The 18,278-nt window shown below is 74.0% G+C and carries 15 protein-coding genes; 3 read left to right on the forward strand and 12 right to left on the reverse strand.

Going from position 1 to position 18,278, the window contains the following annotated elements:
• The first annotated feature begins 3 nt into the window (after positions 1-3).
• A complete protein-coding gene (locus tag ACQEVU_RS41415; protein WP_433333658.1) occupies positions 4-999 on the forward strand; it encodes a hypothetical protein in 996 nt (331 codons plus the stop codon).
• A gap of 90 nt (positions 1,000-1,089) precedes the next feature.
• Here ACQEVU_RS41415 and ACQEVU_RS41420 read toward each other — a convergent pair whose 3' ends face one another.
• The 11 genes from ACQEVU_RS41420 to ACQEVU_RS41470 all read right to left on the reverse strand — a co-directional run bounded on the left by ACQEVU_RS41420 (position 1,090) and on the right by ACQEVU_RS41470 (position 15,973).
• Entirely contained in the window at positions 1,090-2,445 is a 1,356-nt protein-coding gene (locus ACQEVU_RS41420; RefSeq protein WP_433333660.1) for a hypothetical protein, read from the reverse strand.
• Positions 2,446-2,652: 207 nt separating this feature from the next.
• Complete coding sequence (locus ACQEVU_RS41425; RefSeq protein WP_433333662.1) at positions 2,653-4,029, reverse strand: PQQ-binding-like beta-propeller repeat protein; 1,377 nt, start codon at positions 4,027-4,029, stop codon at positions 2,653-2,655.
• Entirely contained in the window at positions 4,026-5,405 is a 1,380-nt protein-coding gene (locus ACQEVU_RS41430) for a PQQ-binding-like beta-propeller repeat protein (protein WP_433333664.1), read from the reverse strand. Before ACQEVU_RS41430 ends, ACQEVU_RS41425 begins: the two co-directional genes overlap by 4 nt.
• A gap of 133 nt (positions 5,406-5,538) precedes the next feature.
• Positions 5,539-5,811: a hypothetical protein gene (locus ACQEVU_RS41435; RefSeq protein ID WP_433333666.1), complete on the reverse strand. Its 273-nt coding sequence runs from the start codon at positions 5,809-5,811 to the stop codon at positions 5,539-5,541.
• A gap of 910 nt (positions 5,812-6,721) precedes the next feature.
• Complete coding sequence (gene dxs, locus ACQEVU_RS41440) at positions 6,722-8,689, reverse strand: 1-deoxy-D-xylulose-5-phosphate synthase (protein ID WP_433333668.1); 1,968 nt, start codon at positions 8,687-8,689, stop codon at positions 6,722-6,724.
• 75 nt (positions 8,690-8,764) lie between these two features.
• A complete protein-coding gene (locus ACQEVU_RS41445; protein WP_433333670.1) occupies positions 8,765-10,018 on the reverse strand; it encodes an ABC transporter substrate-binding protein in 1,254 nt (417 codons plus the stop codon).
• 75 nt (positions 10,019-10,093) lie between these two features.
• The gene (locus tag ACQEVU_RS41450) at positions 10,094-11,479 is read right to left on the reverse strand and encodes a hypothetical protein (protein WP_433333672.1); all 1,386 of its coding nucleotides are present in this window, start codon (positions 11,477-11,479) and stop codon (positions 10,094-10,096) included.
• A gap of 132 nt (positions 11,480-11,611) precedes the next feature.
• On the reverse strand, positions 11,612-11,983 hold the full coding sequence (locus ACQEVU_RS41455) for a hypothetical protein (RefSeq protein ID WP_433333674.1): 372 nt from the start codon (positions 11,981-11,983) through the stop codon (positions 11,612-11,614).
• On the reverse strand, positions 11,980-12,708 hold the full coding sequence (locus ACQEVU_RS41460; protein ID WP_433333676.1) for a type I 3-dehydroquinate dehydratase: 729 nt from the start codon (positions 12,706-12,708) through the stop codon (positions 11,980-11,982). The genes ACQEVU_RS41455 and ACQEVU_RS41460 overlap by 4 nt, the downstream gene beginning before the upstream one ends.
• Positions 12,709-12,782: 74 nt before the next feature.
• Positions 12,783-13,973, reverse strand: coding sequence for a class I SAM-dependent RNA methyltransferase (locus ACQEVU_RS41465; protein WP_433333678.1), 1,191 nt, complete (start codon positions 13,971-13,973; stop codon positions 12,783-12,785).
• The gene (locus ACQEVU_RS41470; protein WP_433333680.1) at positions 13,970-15,973 is read right to left on the reverse strand and encodes an APC family permease; all 2,004 of its coding nucleotides are present in this window, start codon (positions 15,971-15,973) and stop codon (positions 13,970-13,972) included. The genes ACQEVU_RS41465 and ACQEVU_RS41470 overlap by 4 nt, the downstream gene beginning before the upstream one ends.
• Before the next feature lie 131 nt (positions 15,974-16,104).
• Between ACQEVU_RS41470 and ACQEVU_RS41475 the strand changes: the two genes are divergently transcribed.
• Together ACQEVU_RS41475 and ACQEVU_RS41480 are read left to right on the forward strand one after the other, a co-directional pair.
• Entirely contained in the window at positions 16,105-16,770 is a 666-nt protein-coding gene (locus ACQEVU_RS41475; RefSeq protein WP_433333682.1) for a potassium channel family protein, read from the forward strand.
• The gene (locus ACQEVU_RS41480; RefSeq protein WP_433335280.1) at positions 16,767-17,468 is read left to right on the forward strand and encodes a potassium channel family protein; all 702 of its coding nucleotides are present in this window, start codon (positions 16,767-16,769) and stop codon (positions 17,466-17,468) included. Before ACQEVU_RS41475 ends, ACQEVU_RS41480 begins: the two co-directional genes overlap by 4 nt.
• Positions 17,469-17,549: 81 nt before the next feature.
• Here ACQEVU_RS41480 and ACQEVU_RS41485 read toward each other — a convergent pair whose 3' ends face one another.
• On the reverse strand, positions 17,550-18,263 hold the full coding sequence (locus ACQEVU_RS41485) for a DUF3159 domain-containing protein (RefSeq protein WP_433333684.1): 714 nt from the start codon (positions 18,261-18,263) through the stop codon (positions 17,550-17,552).
• Positions 18,264-18,278: the final 15 nt, after the last annotated feature.

The following is an 18,278-nucleotide window of genomic DNA, read 5'->3' on the forward strand; positions in this document are numbered from 1 at the left end:
TCCATGCGCGTCTGGGGCGTCACGTACGACACCGGCTTCGTCAGCGCCGGCAGCACCACCCACGAGCCGTTCGACCCCGAGGCGGTGCGCCGCGACATGCGGGTCATCCGCGACGAACTGCGCTGCGACGCGGTACGGGTCACCGGCGGCGTCCAGGACCGCCTGGAGACGGCGGCGCGGTTCGCGGCCGAGGCCGGGCTGGAGGTGTGGTACTGCCCGTTCACCAACAACCTGCCCTACGACGAGCTGATGGCGTTCATCCTCGACGGGGCCGAGCGCGCGGAGCGGCTGCGCGGGTCGGGGGCGGCGGTGGTGTACCTGACCGGCTCGGAGATCACCATGTGCAACGCCGGCTTCCTGCCCGGCGCCGACCTGCTCGAACGCATGGCCCTGCTCGGCGACCCGGCGCGCCTGCGCGCGGCGGTCCCGCCCGCCCGCGCCGCGATCGCCCGATTCCTGGCCGAGGCGCTGCCCGCCGTCCGCGCCCGCTTCGCCGGCCCGGTCGGCTACGCGTCGCTGCCGTTCGAGGCGGTCGACTGGGCCCCGTTCGACATCATCGCCAGCGACGCCGGCTACCGCGACGCGACGAACGCGGCGGCGTTCCCGCAGACGCTGCGCGCGATGGTGTCGCAGGGCAAGCCGTACGCGGCGACGGAGTTCGGCTGCGCCACCCACCGCGGCGCGGCGGACGCGGCCGGCACGGCCGCGGAGCCGGTGCGCTACGACGAGCACGGCCGCGCGGCCGCCCTGACCGCCCCGCTGGAGCGCGACGAGGAGGCCCAGGCCCGGTACGTGGTGGACCTGCTGCGCGACTACGAGGCCGGCGGCGCGGACGCGGCGTTCGTGTACACGTTCGCCTCGCGCCACCTGCCCACGTCCGACGACCCGTCGCTGGACTTCGACCTGGCCAGCCGGGGCATCGTGAAGGTGCTGCCGGACGGCTCGTGGACGCCGAAGGCGGCCTTCCACGCACTGGCCGAGTACGGCCGCTCCCGATGACCCCAACCGCGGCTGTCGCACGAAATGTCGGGCGCTGCGCGCCACGACATTTCGGATTTATACCCCGGCAGGCGAAAAATCCTGGTCGGGTCAGGCGGTCAGGCGCAGCAGGACGACCTCGTCCGTGTCCGTCTGGCAGGCCACCAGCGCGCCCTCGAGCTCGCACCCCAGCAGCCGGTCGTCGAGCGTCGCGAACGGCGTCACCCCCGTGCGGGCGGGCGTGGCGGTGTCCCGGAGGCCCAGCAGCGTCCCCGCCGGCGACACCGAGCCGAGCAGCATCCGCCCGCCGTCGCTGCCGAGCACCTCCCAGCCGCTCAGGTCGGCCGCCGCCGCCCCCGTCCGCGGGTCCAGCAACGCCATCGGCCGCACGCCGGCCTCGGTGAGGAGGCCACCGGGCACCGCCTCCAGGTCCGCCCGGGCCCCGGCGACCCACAGCGTCGCGCCGGTCGACGGGTCGAGGACCACGGTGCGCTGCCCCGCCACGCACAGCTCCCGGCCGCACGGCCGCACGGTGAACCGGTCGGTGCGGCCCGGCTGCGGCCCGGTCGGCACCCGCGCGCGCCACGCCGCCGTGGCGTAGTCGCCGCGCCGGTACGCCGTGAGCGTCGCCCCGTCGGCGTCGAACCCGGACACGACGAGCAGGCCCCCGGCCGCCGCCACCAGCGCGTCCGGCCCGACGCGCAGGTCGCCGGCCGCGGACCGCACGCCGGTGGCGAAGTCGGCGACGCTGACCGCGCCCTGGCGGTCGACGAGCGCGGCCCACGCGGCGCCCTCCCCCGCGCCGTCGACGGCGACCCGGGTGCCCGCGTCGACCGGTACCTCCCAGCGCGCCCGGCCGCCGGCGTCCAGGGCCTGCCAGCGCAGCGCCCCGCCGGTGGGGGCGCCCGCGGCGAGGGCGCCGCAGCCGTCCGACCACAGGCTGCGCAGGATCACGGTGCCGGGGATGCCGGCCGCGGTACGCACGGGGACGCCGATGGCGTGCCAGCGCTCCTGCCCGGTGCGCACGTCCAGGGCGACGGTCGTGCCGGTCACGCCCGAGCGGCACAGGTCCGGCCAGAGCACGACGAGGCCGTCGCCAGCCGCCGCGTACGACAGCGTCGCCAGCCCGTCCGGCGTGTACCGCCACCGCAGGTCGCCGCCGCGCCCGTCGTAGGCCTCGACGGGGGTCGGCGTGCGGTCGCTCGCCAGCAGCAGCAGCGCCCCGCCGGCCAGGTGGAACTCGCCGTTGCGCAACGGCTGCCGGGTGACCTCCTGCGGCGCCTGCCGCTGCGGTACCGCGGAGACGAGCGACAGCAGCAGCCCCAGCGCCAGCAGCAGGCCCCAGCCGCGGGGCAGCCCGGCGGGCCCCCGGTCGGCGTCGATCGCGGGCTCCCCACGCACGAGCCCCAGGTCGATCACGGCCCCACTCACGGCGGCGTCGGCGGCGTGCATCGCACTCAGCGGCACGCATCCATTGTGCTGATCGCCGGGCCGCCGCGGCAGTGGCCGGACCGGCGAGTTCTCCGGCCGCCGCGCATGCTCAGCCGCCGTGCCGCGGCGGCGCCGGCCACAGCGTCACGTCGCCGGACCCGTCGGACCCGCCGCGCTCAGCCGCCGTGCCGCGGCGGCGCCGGCCACAGCGTCACGTCGCCGGACCCGTCGGACCCGCCGCGCTCAGCCGCCGTGCCGCGGCGGCGCCGGCCACAGCGTCACGTCGCCGGACCCGTTGGACCCGCCGCACGCGACCGAGCGCTCGTCGGACACGCACACCGGGTCGGCGGCGCCGAGGTCGGCGGCGCCGAGCACCGTCACCCGGCCGGTCCGCGCGTCGAGCTGGCCGAAGAGCGCCGAGTACTCGCCGTCGGCCTGCCACGACACCAGCAGCCGGTCGCCGGGGCCGAACGCGGGCCGCCAGCCGTCGAGGGTCCGCAGCGTCGCGCCCGTGCGCAGGTCGACGGTGCGCAGGCCGGCCAGGGCGCGCCGGTCCGGGGCGAGGCGGCCGAGGACCAGGACGCCGCCGTCGTTGGCGACCATCACGTCGGTGGTGTCGGCGCGCAGCACCGGCACGCCGGTGACCGCGTCGTAGGCGACCTGCCCGTGGTCGCCGGCGACGCACCACCAGCCGGGCGCGCACGCGCGCAGGCCGCCGTACGCCTCGACGTCGACGTGCCACAGCGCCCGCCCGCTGCGCTCGTCGTACACGTCGGCGCGCAGCCCGCCCTCGCCCCCGACCGCGACCTGCCCGGCCCGCGCGCCCGGCGGCCCCGGCACGTCGCCGTCCTCGCCGAGCCGGAACCAGCCGACGGGACCCGACCACGCCAGCCGCGCGGTCCCGGCGACCGCGCCGGTGCGCAGGTCGTAGCGGCGCAGCGCGCCGTCGGGGTCGAGGACCGACAGCGAGCGCATCGTGTACGGCGACCCGGGATCCCGCCCGTACGCCGCCTGCGACCCGGGCGGCACCAGCAGCTCCCACACGAGCGCGCCGGAGCGCGCGTCGGCGCCCAGGACCCGGTTCTCCGGGCTGGGCGCGGTGACGCCGTCCTCCGGCTGCTGGAACGAGGTGAGGTCCTGCAGCAGCACCCGCCCGCCGCCCCGCCCGGCCACGCCCGCCGACGGCCGCCGCCACAGCAGCGCGCCCGTGCCCGGATCCAGCGCCGTGACCACGCTGAGCTGCAGCGGCTGGCGCTCGCCGTACTCGCTGCTCACCATCACCACGTCGGCATCGCCGAACACGAACGACTGCCCGTCCTCGAGCTCGACGCTCCACAGCGCCCGGCCCGTGCCGGTGTCGTACGCCTCGAGCCGGTGCGGTCCCTCGCCGAGGTACCGCGTGACGAACATCCGCCCGCCGCCCAGGCCGACGTTCTGCACCCCGGCGGAGAGGTGCAGCAGCGCCCCCGCCCTCGGCGCGGCCGCGCCCGGCAGCGCCGCGGCGAGCACGGCGACCAGCGCCACCAGCAGCCCTCGCGCCCGCCGCCGACCCCGCTGCGGCGGCTCGTCCGGCGGCGTCCACGGCTCGGCCGCGCCGAGGTCGATGAACGCCTCGGTCACGGCAGTGCCCAGACGTACAGCACCCCGATGGCGAGGCAGGCGAGCATCCCGCCGGTGGCGGTGCACTGCGGGGAGCCGTAGAAGTCGGCCGCCCGCCCGATGACCTCGACGTGCCCGTCGCGCGGGTCGAGCCGCCCCACGACCGCGTCGGTGTTGCTGGTCGGGCGCCACACGAAGTACCCCGCAAGCCCCGGCCCCTTGAACATCCCGTTCGCGAACTGCCAGCCCTGCTCGTGCCAGGCGACCGCCCCGGTCCGCGGGTCGAACGCGGTCACGTCGTCGGGATGGAACTGCTGCGGCCCCTGCCGGTACAGCAGCAGCCGCCCGTCGACGGCCCCGAGCATCGCCGCGTACCCCTCCGCGCGCCACTGCCGCGCCCCCGCCCCCGGGTCGAGGACGTCGGTGCCGCTCTCGCCGAAGACGCAGTACCGGTCGGGGAGGCACGGAAACGGCCCGTTGTACGCCGACCCGTCCGCCGGCGCGTGCCACAGCAGCCGCCCGGACCCCCGGTCGTACACGTCGGCGCCGCGCGCGCCGGCCGCCCACACGACCTCCTGCCCCGCGACCCCGCGCCGGTGCATCCCGACCGCCCCCGAGCGGCCCAGCCGGAACGTGGCCGCGACGCCGCCGGTCGCCAGGTCACGCACCCGCAGTACACCCGCGGCGTCAAGCTCACTGAGCTCGTCCACCTGCGGGTAGTCGCCGTAGGTCAGGCTCGCCACCACGCCCGGCGGCGTGTCGACGGTCCACACGACCCGCCCGGTCCCGGGCTCGAGCGCCACCCGCCGCTCGTGATGCGGCAGCATCGGCAGCACGACGGCCGGGTCCTCGGGATCGCCGTACGCCGGGTCGAACCCCTGCTCCTCCCCCGGCCACGCCTGGTCCTCGGCGAGCACGAGCCCCCCGGCGAGCCCCGCGATCCGGGTCCGCCGCCGCTCCCACCGCATGCGCCCGGAGGCCGCGTCAAGAGCGATGATCCGCCCGTCGTACTCCCCCTGCTCGTCGGCCCGCTCCACCTGCAGCAGCGCCACCTCGTCGGTGAGCGCGACGAACGACTGGTCGGCCTCGGTCGGCCGCTCCCACAGCGTCCTGCCGTCGCGCGCATCGATCGCCTCGACGACGGGCGGCGCGCCCCCGGCCTGGTACCGCGACACGATGAGCCGCCCCCCGGCCGCGTCGAGCGACATCACCTGGAAGTCCGCGGTGTACAAGGGCGTGAGGTCCCGCGGCGCCTGCCCCGCCGGCAGCACGGCACACACGAGCGCCAGCACCGCGGCCCCCATCCCCCAGCGCCGCGACCGCCCGGGCACCCGCTCGCGGTCGTCGGGCGGCTCCCAGGGCGCGCTGACGTCGAGCTCGATCATCGCCTCGGCCACGGGCCCCCTTTCCGCCGCTGCCCGTAGAGAGTCCCACGAACCCCGCCCGGTTTCCTCGCCACTCTTCTCGCGCCGTCCGTCGACCGCGATGCGCCACCGCCCGGCCAACGCCTTCGCCGCGTCTTCGACGAGGTCATCCGCTCCGTGGTACCGCTGGAGCGTCCCCATGGCGACCCCGCCGCCGGGGCCAGCGCGTCTTCGCGGTGCTCTGCATCGGCGGCGAGCGGGGCAAGCCGAGGCAGCGCGGCGTACCCGGCCCGCTCGAATACTCCTCTTCGAGGACGAGCGTGCGGCTGAGCTCGCGCCAGTCTTCGGGATCGGGACGGCGCTCAAGGCGGCGCAGCAGCGCCTCGATCCGCGCCGCCAGGCGCCGCTCGTCCGCGACGTCTCGCCGCTGGTGGATCATCCCGTCGATTGAACCGCAACGCCACTCCGGCCGCGGTCCTCTGAGGACACTGACGCCTCTGTCACCGCGCGGCCCTGAACCCTGTCACTGTCACCATGACACTGTCAGCATCGGCGGCCGTGAGATCGTCACGATGACAGCGCCCACATCTGGCCGCAGCGGGCCGAGCCGCGGGTCCTGCCTCTTCAGCGCCACAAGGCCACGCCACTGTCAACGCGACGCTGCCGCGATCGCCCACACCGTGACATGGGCAAGGCCCGCAGCCGGACATTGTGGACGTGACGCTGTCAGCGGCGCCCCCGCGGCGACACGGGTAACGTCCGCAGCAGCGCCGTCTCCGTGCCCGAACGCCGCTGGTTCGCCAACGCCGCAAGACCGCGACATTGGCGACGTGACAGTGTCAGCATTGCTCAGGTTGGGAGCCGTCAACGTCCACCGCCGACCCGACCCCGGGGCGCTGGGCGCCCGAACGCCCCTAGCCCTGCCAGCGCCGCAAGGCCGCGACACTGTCGACGTGACACTGTCAGCGTCACCGACGCCGGGACAGCCGAGACGCGGTCAACGCGCCGCCGCCCGTCGTCCGCCGCAAGGCCGCGGCACTGTCGACGTGACACTGTCAGCATCGAGCGCCGTGACACTGTCACGATGACAGTGTCAGGGCGGCGGCACGACGTGAGTCGATGAACGCGACCCGCAACCGCGGGCCGACGCAACCCGCGGGCCGCGCCGACGCAGGCGCGGGCCGACGCAGGCGCGGGCCGACGCAGGCGCGGGCCGACGCAGGCGCGGGCCGACGCAGGCGCGGGCCGACGCAGGCGCGGGCCGACGCAGGCGCGGGCCGACGCAGGCGCGGGCCGACGCAGGCGCGGGCCGACGCAGGCACGGGCACGGGCACGGCCGTAGAGAAGCGTCAGCGGCGCGGAGCGCGGGCTTGCGAAGAAGGGGCCTCGGCCAGCGGCGACGGCTCCTCGATCCGGCTCACCCACTCCGTCACCTGACGAGCCACGTCCTGAGCCGTCAGCCCCAGCTCCGCCAGAATCTCATTGCGCGCCCCATGCGGGTGCCAGCCCTGCGGAACGCCGAGGTCCCGCAGCGGCGTCCAGACGTCCGCATCGCGGAGGGTCTTGGCGATCGCGTCACCGACGCCGCCGGTGCGCACCCCGTCCTCGATGCTGACGACCAGGCGGTGCTCGCGGGCCAGGCCGACCAGCTCGACCGGCACCGGGCGGACCCAGCGCGGATCGACGACCGTGACGCCGTACCCCTGCTCGGCCAGCCGGGCGGCCACGTCCATGGCCATGTGGGCGAAGGCGCCGACGCTGACGAGGAGTACGTCCTTGCGCGGATGCTCGGCGAGGACGTCGACGCCGCCGAAGCCGTCGACGCCGCCGACGCGGCGCAGGGCGGGGAGGTCGGCGGGGACGGAGCCGGTGGGGAAGCGCAGGATCGTCGGGCCGTCGTCGATGCCGACGGCCTCGCGCAGCTCCTCGCGGACCGTCTGGGCGTCGCGCGGGGCGGCCAGGCGCAGGCCGGGGACGACGCCGAAGACGGACATGTCCCAGATGCCGTAGTGCGACGGGCCGTCGGGGCCGGTGATGCCGGCGCGGTCGAGGACGAAGGTGACCGGGAGCTTGTGCATGGCCACGTCGAGGAGTACCTGGTCGAAGGCGCGGTTGAGGAACGTGGCGTAGACCGCGACGACCGGGTGCAGGCCGCCGATGGCGAGGCCGGCGGCGGAGGTGGCGGCGTGCTGTTCGGCGATGCCGACGTCGTAGGCGCGCTCGGGGTACTTCCGCATGAGCTTGGCGATGCCGGTCGGCTCGGCCATGGCGGCGGTGATGCCGACCACGTCGGCGCGTTCGTCGGCGATGGCGACGAGCTCGTCGGCGAAGACGCCGGTCCATTTGACGGACGCGGGGGCGAGGAGCTTGCCGGTCTCGATGTCGAAGGCGCTGCTGGGGCCGTGCAGGCAGTCGGCCTCGTCCTCCTCGGCGGGGCGGTAGCCGAAGCCCTTGCGGGTCACGGCGTGCACGATGACCGGGCCGCCGAAGTTCTTGGCCTTGCGCAGTGCGGACTCGACGGCCTCGCGGTCGTGGCCGTCGACGGGGCCGACGTACTTGATGCCGAGGTCCTCGAACATCGCCTGCGGGGCGACGGCGTCCTTGATGCCCTTCTTGACGGCGTGGAGGACCTCGTACAGGGGCGGGCCGACGAGCGGGGTGCGGCCGAGGTTGTCCTTGACGAGGTCGAGAACCTTCTCGTAGCCGGGGTTGAGGCGCAGGTTGGAGAGGTGGTCGGCGAGGCCGCCGATGGTCGGCGAGTAGGAGCGGCCGTTGTCGTTGACGACGATGACGAGGGGGTTCTTGGCGGCGGCGATGTTGTTGAGCGCCTCCCAGCACATGCCGCCGGTGAGGGCGCCGTCGCCGACGACGGCGACGACGTGGCGGGGTTCGCCGCGCAGGGCGAAGGCCTTGGAGAGGCCGTCGGCGTACGACAGGGCGGTCGAGGCGTGCGAGTTCTCGATGATGTCGTGTTCGCTCTCGGCCTGGTTCGGGTAGCCGGTGAGCCCGCCGCGGCGGCGCAGGAGGTCGAAGCCGTCCTGGCGGCCGGTGACGATCTTGTGGACGTACGCCTGGTGGCCCGTGTCGAAGAGAATCCGGTCCTTCGGGGAGTCGAAGACGCGGTGCAGGGCGAGGGTCAGCTCGACCACACCAAGGTTCGGACCCAAATGACCGCCGGTGCGGGAGACCTTCGCGATGAGGAAGTCACGGATCTCGGCGGCGAGCACGTCAAGCTGCTCGGCGGTCAGGTTTCGAAGATCACCCGGGGCCTGGACCGTGCTCAGCAGGGACGAGGCCGCGTTCTCTTCTGTGCTCATGCCCGCCGAGTCTAGTGGGGCCGCGCAGCGGCGCACCTTGGCCGAACGAATCTTGACAGGTTCCACACATCCCTGTCACGAACGGGCCGTGGCCACGGCGTTGGCGAACGCCGCGGCGTTCTTGTCCTGTACGAAGGAGGCCAGCGCGGTATCGATCTTGGTGCTCCAGATGGTGTCCACCACCACCCCGTGGGTGAGGGAGCCGACCACCCGGGTGGCCGGGTCGGCCCAGTCGGCGAGGGCCGCGGCCAGATAGCCGGTGTACTTCGACCGGTCGGTGTCGGTCCGCGCGGGCACGGAGCCCTTCTGGGGGTTGAACGCGTCCTGCCCGCCGACGGAGCCGCACTCGATGAGCCACTTGCGGGCGGCGCCGGGGTGGGGCGCGCCCTTGGGGAGCGTGAAGGAGTCGGAGAGGAAGTTGTACACCCGGTCCGTCCCCGGGCTTGCGACGACCCCGTAACCCTCCGTGAAGGCGAGCCCGTTGGTGCGCAGGTAGGCGTCGGCCCAGTCGCCCATGAGGTTGTACGCCGCGGTGCCCGCCACCACCTTGTCCAGCGCCGGCTGCCAGTCCCCGGAGCCGGCGGCGATGTCGGTGCGGGCGAGGATCTGGGTGTACAGCTGCAGGGCCTGCTGCACCGGCCCGCCCGACCAGTCGGTGCGCCCGGTCCACAGGCCGGTGTAGCCGTCGGCGCCGAGCTCGCCGAGCAGCACGTTCTCCAGCAGGTGCTTCTGCGTCCAGCCGGGGCCGATCGACAGCGGGGTGAGGCCGCGCCGGGTGATCGTGTCGGCCTGGTCGAGGAACTGCGCCCACGTCGACGGCGGCGTGAGGGAGAGTTCGGCGAGGGTCTTCGGGCTGTACCAGAGCAGGTTGGATCGGTGGATGTTGACCGGGACGCAGTAGATCGCGGAGTCGACGGTGATCGACTCGACGAGCCCGGCGGGCAGCTTCTGCAGCCAGCCCTGTTCCCGGTACAGCTCGCGGAGGTCCTCGAGGTAGCCGGCGGCGATGTGGGCGCTGAGCTCGCGGCCGGCGTGCGCCTGATACGAGTCGGGCGGGTCGTCGTTCTCCAGGCGGGTGGCGAGGACCGTTCTGGCGACGGTACCCGCACCGCCGGCGACGGCCGCGTTGTCGAACTCGATGCCGGGGTTGGTGGCCTTGAAATCGGCGACGAGCGCCTCCAGGCCCTCCTTCTCCCCCGGCCCCGCCCACCACGAGAACACCTCGACCTTGCGGTCGGGCGCGGCGCCGGTGGGTTCGCCGCCGCCGCAGCCGGACAGCCCGAGTACCGCCGCCCCCGCGGCGAGCAGCTCGCGCCGGCTCAGTCCCATGCATGCAGTATCGACCGGCGAATCGGGCGGAAGGGGCGGTACGGGCAAGCCGCACCCGTACCGCCGTTGCGGGCGTCAGGCCGGTGCCGGGGCCGCCGGCGCCGAAGGGGCGGCCGGGGCGATGCCGATCTCCGCGGCCAGCGCGGCGGTGGAGAGCGGTTCGACGCGGGCGCGCATGTCGGCGTACGCCGTGAGGAGCATGATGCTCGTGAACGTCCGCAGCAGCGCCGAGAACAGCGCGCTGACGACGGTGCGCACGACGATCGTCGTCGTCGAGGACGCCGCGAACGGGCCGCCGGCCCCGGAGGTGACGGCGTTGGCGTCGAACAGCGCGACGATGACGCCGGCGACGGCCGCGACGATCCCGACGAGCAGCGCGAGCCCGGCCACGGTGCAGACCCGCGACGCCGCGACGCCCACGTTGCTGTGGAACAGCTTGAAGCAGCGCCCGATCCCGGCGCCGCCGCGCTCGAACGTCACGACCACCGGCAGGACCATGAGCACGACGTAGAAGTACACGGCGGGCAGCAGGCACGCGCAGACGCCGGCGCCGATCAGCAGCGACGCGAGGACCTGCCAGCCGGCCTGGGGCAGCAGCCGCCGCCCGGCGAGGGCGAGCGCCGGGCCGAGCCGGGGCGTGAGCCCGGCCGCGGCCGAGACGGCGATGTGGGTGACGGCGACGGCGACGACGGACGCAACGAAGATCTCGAACGCGGAGCCGAGCATCGAGATCCCGAACACCCGCAGCGCCCCGCCGGTGTCGGGCGGCGCCTGCGGGTTGGTGGAGGCGTTGGCCGAGAAGTCGGCGAGGAACCGGTTGGCGTTGAGCGCCTCGGGGATCATGACGAGCAGCGACACGGCGAAGGCGGCCAGCTGCAGCGGCAGCACGTACGGCCAGACCAGCTTGAAGATCGCGCCGCTGCGCCGCCACCAGCCGCCGTAGTCGGGGCTGATGAGCGGGTCGTGCATGCCGGGGCCGACCCCGTAGCCGGCGGCCACGGTCTCGTACACCAGATAGGTCTGCGCCGGGTCGTAGTGCACCACCGCCGGGGCGGGCGGCAGGGACGGCGAGACGGCCGCGTACGGCGGGGGCGTGACGGGCGGCGGGGGCGTGACGGGCGGCGGGATCGCGCCGGCCTGGGGGCCGAAGCCGTGCGCGGGCGTCGCCGGACGAAGCGCGGGCGCCCCGGTCGTCGCGGGCCGGTCGGGCGGCGCGAACCCGGGCTCGGCCGGCGCCGGAGCCGCCGCCACGGCCGGGCGTCCGGCGTCCGCCGCCACGGCCGGGCGTCCGGCGTCCGCCGCCACGGCCGGGCGTCCGGCGTCCGCCGTTGCGGGCGGGCGTCCGGCGTCCGCCGCTGCGGGCGGCTGGATGTCCGGCGCACCGGGCGGCGCGGAGCGCTGCCAGTCGGTCGGCTCGTCGGGTCCGGGCGTGCCCGGCGGCTGCGTCATGTCATGCGGCACGGACAAGAAGATAGGGGCAAGCAGCCAACCGCGCCGCCCCGGCAAGTCACACAAATCGGACTTATACCCGGCCACCGTATAAGTCGGATAAGTCGTGGCGCGCCAGCGCCCGACTTATCCGGGCCGCAACCGTCAGCGGGTCGGGGGCGGGACCATGTTGCTGTACACGACGGTCAGGATCAGGCCGGCGCCCCAGATGGCGGCGCACCACCACGCCGCCGAGCGGCCCGTCCACGCCGGGGCCTTGCCGCGCAGCGACTGCACCGCCAGCAGCGACGCGACCACCATCAGCGCCACCCCGGCGGTCCACACCGTCCAGGCGGCCGGGGAGCGGTCGACCTTCAGCCGGCCGCCGCCCAGCGCGGCCTGGACGATCGAGAACACGAACGGGATCGTGAACACCACGACGATCTGCGAGACCGTCTTGCGCAGCGCCCGCATCGGGTCCCGCGGCGGCCGCTCCTCGTCGAAGGCCGGGTCGGAACCGGGGCCGGGGGCGGTCATGCGGGGTTCCGGGCCGCGGCGTACGCGGGTGAGAACGCCGACAGCATGTACACCGTCTGGTCGAAGGGCAGCTGACCGGGGGCGGGGCGGCCGCCGATCGCCGAGTACGTGATGCGGGAGCCCAGCAGCGGGAAGAACACGCGCGAGCCGGCGCCCTGCGGGCCCATGCCGATCACGATCATGTCGTCGTTGCGGACGAGCAGCGAGGCGAGGGTGCGCAGGTCGGCGGGGCCGTGGGCCATCGTGCTGATCTTGACGAGGTCGGCCCCGGCGGCGCGGGCCGCGTCGACCGTGGCCTGCAGGGCGGGCTCGGGCGGGGTGGCGTCGAAGTCGTGGTACGACACGATCACCGGCCGGTCGTGGGAGCGCGCGGCGGCGACGACGGCCGGGAGGATCCCGGCCGAGGACAGTTCCACGTCCACGGCGTCGACCACGGGCAGCACCGCCTCGAACAGGCGCAGGCGCGCGGCGTCGTCGGCCGGCCAGTAGCCGCCCTCGGCCTTCGAGCGGATCGTGGCCAGGGTCGGCACGCCGGCCGCGCGGAACGGGGCGGCCGCGCGCAGCACGTCGCCGGGTTCGATGCTGCGGTACCAGTCGATGCGCAGCTCGGCCAGGTCGACGCCGGCCTCGCGGGCGCGGGCGGCGTCGGCCTCGGCGTCGTCGTCGCCGAAGCTGACGGCGACCAGCGGCACGCCGCCGGTCAGCCGCTCACGCAGCGTTGCCATGGGACCCTCCTGCCGTGTGGACCCTCGGAGTCTAACCGCCGTGATCCGGGTGACCGGCGGCGCGGACGCGGACCCTAGAGCGCCGGCGTCAGCAGGCCGATGGTCTCGAAGTGCTGCGTCATCGGGAAGCTGTCGAAGGCGCGCAGCGCGGTCAGGGAGTAGCCCCGCTCGGCGAATGTGCGCACGTCGCGGGCGAAGGCCGCCGGGTCGCACGCCACGTACGCGACCGCCCGCGGCCGGCGGGCGGTGACGGCGGCGACGACCGGGCGGCCGGCGCCGGAGCGGGGCGGGTCCAGCACCACAAGGTCGACGGAGCGCCAGCGCGGGTTCGCGGCCAGGACCCGGGCGACGTCGCCGCGGGCGAACGTGACGTTGGGCAGGTCGCGCAGGGCGCGGCGGCCGGACGCCACCGCGCGCGGGTCGGCCTCGACGACCGTGATTGGGCCGCAGTGCGGGGCGAGGGCGGCGGCGAATACGCCGGCGCCGCCGTAGAGGTCCCAGGCCCGCTCCCCCGCGGCCGGGCGCAGCATCGACACGACCGTGGTGGTGAAGGCGTCGACGGCGTGCGGGTGTACCTGCCAGAACGCGGTGGCGTCCAGGGTCCACTCGTGGCCGGCGGCGCGCTCGCGGACCTGGGCGACCGGGCCCTCGGCGCGGCCGGTGCGCGAGGCGCGGGTCACCACGGCGGTGTCGCCGCTGGACGCCGCGACGGCCTCGATGGTGGCGCCCGGCGGCCACGACTCGCGCAGCACCGGCAGGGCCTGGATCGCCGGGTGGGCGATGCGGCAGCGGTCCACGGGCACGATGCCGGCCGAGCGGTGGGCGTGGAAGCCGGCCCGGCCGTCCGGCCCCGCCGCGTACTGCACCCGCGTCCGCCAGGACAACGGGCCGCCCGGCAGGGGCTCCACGAGGACCGGCAGCTCGGAGAAGTCGGTGAGGCCGCCGAGGCGGGTCAGCTGCTCGCGCAGGACGTCGGCCTTCAGCCGGCGCTGCGCGTCCCAGGAGGCGTGCTGCCAGTCGCAGCCGCCGCAGGCGCCGGGGCCGGCGAACGGGCACGGCGGGATGACCCGGTCCGGCGACGGCAGCAGGATCTCCACGGCGTCGGCGCGCAGGAAGCCCTTGCGCCGGTCGGTGACCCGGGCCCGGACGCGCTCCCCGGGCAGGGCGTGGCGGACGAAGACGACCTGCCCTTCGTGGCGGGCGACGCAAAACCCGCCGTGCGCGACCGGCCCGACCTCGAGTTCGAGGTCCGTGGTGACGGTCACGACTCGGGGCTGGCGGCGGAGCGCGGGCCGCGCTTCGGGCCGCGGCTCAGGGTCGCGTCGAGACGGTCGATGTCGACGTCGCCGATGGAGCTGAGCTGCCACGGGACGCTCGTCACCATCACGCCGGGCTCGAACAGCAGCCGGCCCTTCAGCCGCAGCGCGCTCTGGTTGTGCAGCAGGTGCTCCCACCATCGGCCGACCACGTACTCCGGGATGAAGACCGTCACCACGTCGCGCGGCGAGTCGCGGCGCTTGCTGCGCACGAAGTCGAGGATCGGGCGGTTGATCTCGCGGTACGGGCTGTCGACCACGGTCAGCGCCACCGGGATGCCGCGGCGCTCCCACTCCTCCTGCAGCGCCCGCGTGTCGTGGTCGTCGACGTTGACGGTCAGCGCGGTCAGGCTGTCGGGCCGGGTGGCCTGCGCGTAGGCGACCGCGCGCAGCGTCGGGCGGTGCACCTTGCTGACCAGCACCACGGCGTGGTTGCGGGCCGGCAGCACCGGGCGGTCCTCGGTCGGCGCCAGCTCACGGGCGACGGTGTCGTAGTGCTTCTTGATGCCGACCATCAGGAAGTAGATGACGATCATCGCGATGATGGCGATGTACGCGCCGAGCAGGAACTTCGTGACGAGCACCACGATGAGCACGGCGCCGGTCAGGGTCAGGCCGATCATGTTGATCGTCCGCGACCGGATCATGTGGTTGCGGACCTGCCGGTCGCGCACCGTGCGCAGCAGCCGGTTCCAGTGCCGGATCATGCCCGCCTGGGAGAGCGTGAAGGACACGAAGACGCCGACGATGTACAGCTGGATGAGGCGCGTCACCTCGCCGTTGAAGCCGATGATGAGCACCATGGCGGCCAGCGCCAGCAGGATGATGCCGTTGGAGAACGCCAGCCGGTCGCCGCGCGTGTGCAGCTGCCGCGGCAGGTAGCGGTCCTGGGCCAGGATGGAGCCGAGCACCGGGAAGCCGTTGAACGCCGTGTTGGCCGCCAGGAACAGGATCAGGGCGGTGATGACGCCGACCACGTAGAGCATGATCGAGCCCGCGCCGAAGACGGTCTGGCCGAGCTGCGTGGTGACGGTCTTCTGCACGTAGTTGGCCGGGCCGCTCTCGATCTGGCTCGGGTCCTCGACGAACTTCAGGCCGGTCCGGTTGGCCAGCAGGATGATGCCGAGCAGCATCGTGATCGAGATCGAGCCGAGCAGCAGCAGCGTCGTCGCCGCGTTCTTGCTCTTGGGTTCCTTGAACGCCGGCACGCCGTTGGAGATCGCCTCGACGCCGGTCAGGGCCGCACAGCCCGAGGAGAACGTCCGCAGCAGCAGGAACGCCATCGCCGCGCCGGTCATGTTCGTGTGCTCGGCGTGGATGACCAGGTCGGCGCTGGGCGCCCGCAGGTCCTCGCCGAGGACGAACAGCTTGAAGAAGCCGGTGAGGACCATCCCGATCATGACGATCATGAAGCCGTACGTCGGGATGGCGAACGCCGCCCCCGACTCGCGGATGCCGCGCAGGTTCATGGCGGTGAGCACGGCGATCGCGATGATGGATATGGCGACCTTGTGGGTGGCGACCCACGGCACGACGGAGCCGAGGTTGGCCACGCCGGAGGCCGTCGACACGGCCACGGTCAGCACGTAGTCGACCAGCAGGGCGCTGGCCACCGCCACCCCGAAGCGGGGGCCGAGATTGACCGTCGCCACCTCGTAGTCGCCGCCGCCGGACGGGTACGCGTGCACGTTCTGGCGGTAGCTGGCGACGACTGTGAGCATCACCACGGCGACCGCGAGACCGATCCACGGCGAGATCGTCAGCGCCGACGCGCCCGCGATCGACAGGGTCAGCAGGACCTCGTCGGGGGCGTACGCGACCGACGACAGCGCGTCGGAGGCGAACACGGGCAGCGCGATGCGCTTGGGCAGCAGCGTGTGTTTGAGCCGGTCCGAGCGGAACGGTCGGCCCAGGAGCAGCCGCTTCATGAGGGAGGTGGGACTGGCCACGACGCCTAAGCGTACGGGCCGTGCCTCCTGCGGGTGCACCGGTCCGCGCGCGCTGGGCGATCCCGGCGCGCCCGAAACGGCGGCGCATGACATCCTCTGGGTGGGTGCTCTAGGGACACGGAGGCGGGGACGTGCACGTCGTGATCATGGGTTGCGGCCGCGTGGGTTCCACGCTGGCGCAGAGTCTGGAGCAGCGCGGACACACCGTCGCGGTGATCGACGTCGACGCCGACGCGTTCCGCCGCCTCGGCTCGGACTTCCACGGCACCACCGTCACCGGCATCGGCTTCGACCGGGACGTGCTGCTGCAGGCCGGCATCGAGCGGGCCGACGCGTTCGCGGCCGTCTCCTCCGGTGACAATTCCAACATCATCTCCGCCCGGGTGGCCCGGGAGACCTTCGGCGTCGACCGCGTCGTGGCCCGCATCTACGACCCGAAGCGCGCGGAGGTCTACGAGCGCCTCGGCATACCGACCGTGGCGACGGTGCGCTGGACCGCCGACCGGATGCTGCGCCAGATGGTCCCCGAGGGCAACGTGGAGATCTGGCGCGACCCGACGAGCACCGTGTCCATCGTCGAGGTGCCGATGCACCCCGACTGGATCGGGCACAGCGTCGGGCAGCTGGAGCAGCGCAGCGGCGCCCGCCTGGCCTATCTCATGCGCTTCGGCCTGGCGATGCTGCCGACCGAGTCGACCGTGATCCAGGACGGCGACCTCGCGTTCATGCTGCTCACGGACGAGATGTCCGGCTCCGTGACCAAGGTCACCAGCTCGGCGCCCGAAGGGGGACACTGACCATGCGCATCGCGATCGCCGGGGCCGGCAACGTGGGCCGCTCCATCGCCAAGGAGCTCGTCGACAACGGCCACCAGGTCATGCTGATCGAGCGGGTGCCGCGGATGGTGCGCCCGGAGCGGGTGCCCGCCGCCGAGTGGATCCTCGCCGACGCGTGCGAGCTGACCAGCCTGCAGGAGGCCGACCTCTCCTCGTGCGACGTGGTCGTGGCGGCCACCGGCGACGACAAGGTCAACCTGGTCGTCTCGCTCCTGGCCAAGACCGAGTTTGCGGTACCGCGGGTGGTCGCCCGGATCAACCGCGCCGAGAACGAGTGGCTGTTCAACGAGCAGTGGGGTGTCGACGTCTCGGTGAGCAAGCCGCGGCTCATGGCGGCGCTGGTCGAGGAGGCGGTGTCGGTCGGCGACCTGGTCCGGCTGATGACGTTCCGGCAGTCCGAGGCCAACCTCGTCGAGATCACCCTGCCGGCCAGCGCCCCCTACGTCGGGCACCCGGTGCGCGACGTGCCGCTGCCGCACGACTCGGCGCTCGTCGCGGTCCTGCGGGGCCGGCGGGTGCTGGTGCCGACCCCGGACGATCCGCTGGAGGCCGGCGACGAGCTGGTGTTCGTCGTCACCACCGAGATGGAGGACACGGTCCGCGCCGTCATCCTCGGCGAGGACAGCGTCGAGAAGACCCGCGGCGGGAAGGTCTTTTAAGAGACTGCAAGCGCAACTGGCGGCGCCTCCGGCGCGGCGCGGCGGGGGGTTCCCACCCCGCTTGAAGGGCGCTTCGCGCGGTCAGGAGGCGGGCTCGTCGGCCGGTGCGTGGGCGGGCTCGTCGCGCAGGATGCGGCGGGCCTGCCACACGGTCAGGGCGGCCAGCAGCGCGTACGGGGGCCAGCCCAGCGCCAGGCGGGCGATGCCGAGCAGGTCGTCGGAGTCGGCGCTGGAGTCGCGGTAGAGCGCCACCTGCACGCCGAGCTTCAGCGCGTAGACGACCGCCCAGAGGACCGTGAGCCAGACGAAGGCGCGGCGCAGGCGCTGGTTGTCGTACCAGCGGGTGGCGCCGCCGTCCAGCGTCACCGACCACAGCCAGCCGACCAGCGGCCGGCCGATGACGACCGACACCAGCATGCCGAGCACGTAGCCGACGGTGAGCAGCATGCCCGGCAGGTAGACGTCCTTGGCGTCGCCGCTCTTCCAGGCGATGTAGGCGCCGATCGCGATGCCGAACACGCCGTTGAGCGCGTGGCGGGTCGGCTCCTTGCGGGCCAGGCGGTACACGGCCATCGACAGCGCCGCGCCGACGGCCACGATGAGCGACGTGCGCAGCGACCACCAGTGGAAGTGATCGCCCAGGAAGTTGACCACGATGAACAGCGTGATCGGGATGCTGGACTCGACGAGCCCCCGCACGCCGCCGAGCTGCTGGGCCATCTGCACCGAGAACGGGGGGAGTGGCTCCTCCTCGTCCGTGGACGTCTCGGCGGCGGTCTCGTTACCTGGCTGCATCCGGCCTCATCATGG

The organism is Dactylosporangium sp. CA-139066, assembly GCF_050936175.1.
Lineage (GTDB): Bacteria > Actinomycetota > Actinomycetes > Mycobacteriales > Micromonosporaceae > Dactylosporangium.

What these genes read in the sequence shown, in the direction of transcription:
- ACQEVU_RS41415 (WP_433333658.1), top strand. Translation starts at nt 4, where the DNA reads ATGCGCGTCTGGGGCGTCACGTACGACACCGGCTTCGTCAGCGCCGGC.
- ACQEVU_RS41435 (WP_433333666.1), bottom strand. Translation starts at nt 5,811, where the DNA reads ATGATCCACCAGCGGCGAGACGTCGCGGACGAGCGGCGCCTGGCGGCG.
- dxs (WP_433333668.1), bottom strand. Translation starts at nt 8,689, where the DNA reads ATGAGCACAGAAGAGAACGCGGCCTCGTCCCTGCTGAGCACGGTCCAG.
- ACQEVU_RS41445 (WP_433333670.1), bottom strand. Translation starts at nt 10,018, where the DNA reads ATGGGACTGAGCCGGCGCGAGCTGCTCGCCGCGGGGGCGGCGGTACTC.
- ACQEVU_RS41455 (WP_433333674.1), bottom strand. Translation starts at nt 11,983, where the DNA reads ATGACCGCCCCCGGCCCCGGTTCCGACCCGGCCTTCGACGAGGAGCGG.
- ACQEVU_RS41460 (WP_433333676.1), bottom strand. Translation starts at nt 12,708, where the DNA reads ATGGCAACGCTGCGTGAGCGGCTGACCGGCGGCGTGCCGCTGGTCGCC.
- ACQEVU_RS41485 (WP_433333684.1), bottom strand. Translation starts at nt 18,263, where the DNA reads ATGCAGCCAGGTAACGAGACCGCCGCCGAGACGTCCACGGACGAGGAG.